Genomic DNA, 2827 nt, shown 5'->3' with positions numbered 1-2827 from the left:
AGGGCCTGGAGCACTCCGTCACGGGCACCATTTACGCGCCGCCCGGGCCCTGCTCGACTGGTCGATGATGGATCTCGCCCAGGCGAGCGGCCTGTCGCATTCCACGGTGCGGCGCCTGGAGGAGGACAGCGAGCATCGGGGGAGCCGGTCCCGCCTGCACGCGGTCGATGCGTTGCGCCGGGCGGGCGTCCGCTTCGTTCCCATCGATGACGGGACCCTGGCCGTCGCCCGGGTCTGAGCCGCGCCCGCGCGCGGCGGGCCCCCACGGGGCAATCCTGCCGCGCCGGCCCGCAGCCCGGATCCGCGCCCGCCCGTCTCGGCACCCGTCTCGGCGCCCGGATGGGGCGTCGAGGGGCGGTGCGGACCGGGTTTCGCTCAGGCCGCCTTGTGGCCCAGCTGGATCGCCTTGGCGATCTCCGAGCGCTTGGCGGCGTAACCCGGGGCGACCATCGGGTAGTCGGCCGGCAGGCCGTACTTGGCCCGGTAGCGCTCGGGCGTCAGGCCGTGCGCGGTCAGGTGGCGCTTCAGGGTCTTGTAGGACCGGCCGTCGATGAAGCTGATCAGGCCATCCTGCTGGATCGAGGATTCGATCTGTGCGGCGGTCGGGCCGGTCCAGCCCGCACCGGATCCCGAGGCGCTCCCCTGCAGGACCGTTATGGCCGTATGCACCTGATCGATCAGAACCGGCAGGTCCCCCACCCCCACCGCGTTCCGGGACACGTAAGCCGCAACCAGTGAAGCCGTGCACTTGATCAGATCTGTGTTCAGATCTGAGGCCTTTTCGTTCAATTCGATCGTATTCATGTATCCCCCAGTGCGTAGAAACGAAGCTTGAGCACCAGCGCACCGACAAATCCGAACTCTTGATCGTGATTTACCGCCCGATCGTGCGCCGAATTGCTTCGAGTCTGCCAAGATTGGCGCGTAACAATACAAAAACTGTGCGATTTGTCTACGGTTTATCTTAAGATGTGCTTTGAACACATTCTGTTCTTGCGAGGCAACATGAGGTTGCCATCTCGGGAGGCTTCGCAAATATTGCGCAGTGGCGGCGTTTGCTGCGGCGGCCTGCGGCCGATGACTGCGAATGGTCGCGCGATGACAGGCTGTCAGCGGCCGAATCAGTCGCGGAGACGTGGGACAATCCGGGATGCCGCCGGGCCGCGGGAGGCGCGGGCGAGGCGGCGGCACGGTCGTCGTCCCGGCCATCCGCGACCGGCGCGGGAGCCCGTGCGAGGCCGCGATTAACAAAGTCCTCAGGCAAGTTGTGGATCGTCGTCTCGATCGTGCGCCTCGCGCGCTCCTCAGACCTCGTGCGTGTCGGGAGCCTCGCTCCGGCCGTGACGGCATGGCGGGATCTGTGCGAGAGGCTCGTTGACGCGCGCTTTCGAGGGCGACCCCTATGTCCGGACCGTGTTCGACCTCCATCCCGCGTGCGCTCTCGGCGCTCGACGCGCCCGGACCGGGCGGCGCGGACGCCGCCGGCGGCCGGATGGCGCCCCTCTGGATGCTCCTCGTCGGGCGGGCCGCGGTCCGCCGCCACTGGCACCTGATCGTCGCCACGGGCCTGCTGTGGTCGTCGCTCGGCATCCTCGTGGCAATCGATTCCCTGGACGGGGCGCTCCACGTTCCGGACCGGTGGTTCGGCCTGATCCTGCTGGCGGAGGGCGTGAGCTCCCTCGCCGCCGGCCTGTCCGCACTCGGCGCCGCCCGCCGGCTGCGCCTGTTCAAGGGCGTGCTGCTGTCGGTGATGGCGGTGCTGATCATGATGGCCACCCGGCACAGCACCTTCCTGCTCGCCATGATCTTCGGCATCGCCTTCACGGTGGACGGCGTGGTCCGGATCACGATCGCGAGCCTGCTGAAGTTTTCCGGCTGGCGGATGTCGGTGGCCCTGGGCGGCCTCAGCATCGCCTTCGGCCTGTTCCATCTCCAGCCCTGGCCGACCTGGTATGCCGGCACGGTGGGCTACTGCATCGGGATGTTCCTGATCCTGAACGGGGCCAACCTCGCGCTGGCCGGGCTGCGCACCCGGCGCCTGGGCACAGCCGAGCCGGCCGCCTCCGTCGGCAACGCCGAGCCCGGCAGCCTGACGGTCTATGTCTGGACCCCCACCGGGCAGGCGACGACCCCCGCCGGCCAGCGGCTGATCCGGCGCTACGTCGCCTCCGTCGACAAGGCGGGGCGGTTCTCCACCGGCCACGCCGCCCTGCAGCAGGGCGACGACCTCTACATCAGCCACTATCCCGCGGTGGAGATCGACCGTTCGCCTGCCAACCTGCGGTCGAGCCTGCGGGCCGGCCCCGAGAACGACGTGCCCGGACGCTTTCTGCCCTCCCACGAGGCGGAGGTGGCGGATTGGTGCCCGGCGACGGTGGCGGTGACGCTCAACGGCATCGACGCCGCCCGGTTGCGGGCGTTCTGGGCGTACTACAGCGCCGACACCACCTACAATTTCATCAGTCGCAACTGCTCCACCACGGTGGCCCAGGCCTTGGACATCGCGGTCGAGGGCGCGTTCAGCCGCGGCGGTCATCCCTGGCGGCAGCTCGCCGCGGCGCTGACCACGCCGGAATTCTGGGCGGCGGCCTTCCTGCGCAACGGGGCGCGGTCGATGACCTGGACCCCGGGCCTCGTGCTCGACTACACGCGGGCTCTCAGCGCCCTCGTCGATCCGGCCTCGCCGGTCCCGTCGATCGCGTGGCGGCGGGTCGGATGGCGGCTCCTGCGCAACTGGCGGGCACGGGGTCTGACGCCGCTGAGCCCGCTCACCCAGCAATCCTCCGTGCGGGGGGGCGGACCGACCGAGGCCTGACCGGGCCTCGAC

3 protein-coding genes are annotated in these 2827 nt (G+C 69.5%); 2 read left to right on the top strand and 1 reads right to left on the bottom strand.

Features of this window, described 5'->3' with window-relative positions; all coding sequences use genetic code 11:
* A partial coding sequence (locus tag I53_RS31995) for a helix-turn-helix transcriptional regulator (RefSeq protein ID WP_148291260.1) occupies positions 1-238 on the top strand: 238 nt, incomplete at its 5' end.
* Between the two features lie 137 nt (positions 239-375).
* Here the strand turns inward: I53_RS31995 and I53_RS28285 are convergent.
* Entirely contained in the window at positions 376-804 is a 429-nt protein-coding gene (locus tag I53_RS28285; RefSeq protein WP_043357295.1) for a MucR family transcriptional regulator, read from the bottom strand.
* A gap of 598 nt (positions 805-1402) precedes the next feature.
* On the opposite strand from I53_RS28285, the gene I53_RS28280 reads away from it, so the two are divergent.
* Entirely contained in the window at positions 1403-2815 is a 1413-nt protein-coding gene (locus tag I53_RS28280) for a DUF4105 domain-containing protein (RefSeq protein WP_043357293.1), read from the top strand.
* The last annotated feature ends 12 nt before the right edge of the window (positions 2816-2827 follow it).

Origin of the sequence: Methylobacterium sp. B1 (assembly GCF_000333255.1) — a bacterium.
In the GTDB taxonomy this organism is placed as follows: Bacteria; Pseudomonadota; Alphaproteobacteria; order Rhizobiales; family Beijerinckiaceae; genus Methylobacterium; species Methylobacterium fujisawaense.
The sequence above is the reverse complement of the archived record's forward strand: the minus strand, read 5'-3'. Positions and strand labels throughout refer to the sequence as shown.

Coding starts and splice junctions, on each gene's coding strand:
- I53_RS28285 (WP_043357295.1), bottom strand. CDS start 804: ATGAATACGATCGAATTGAACGAAAAGGCCTCAGATCTGAACACAGAT.
- I53_RS28280 (WP_043357293.1), top strand. CDS start 1,403: ATGTCCGGACCGTGTTCGACCTCCATCCCGCGTGCGCTCTCGGCGCTC.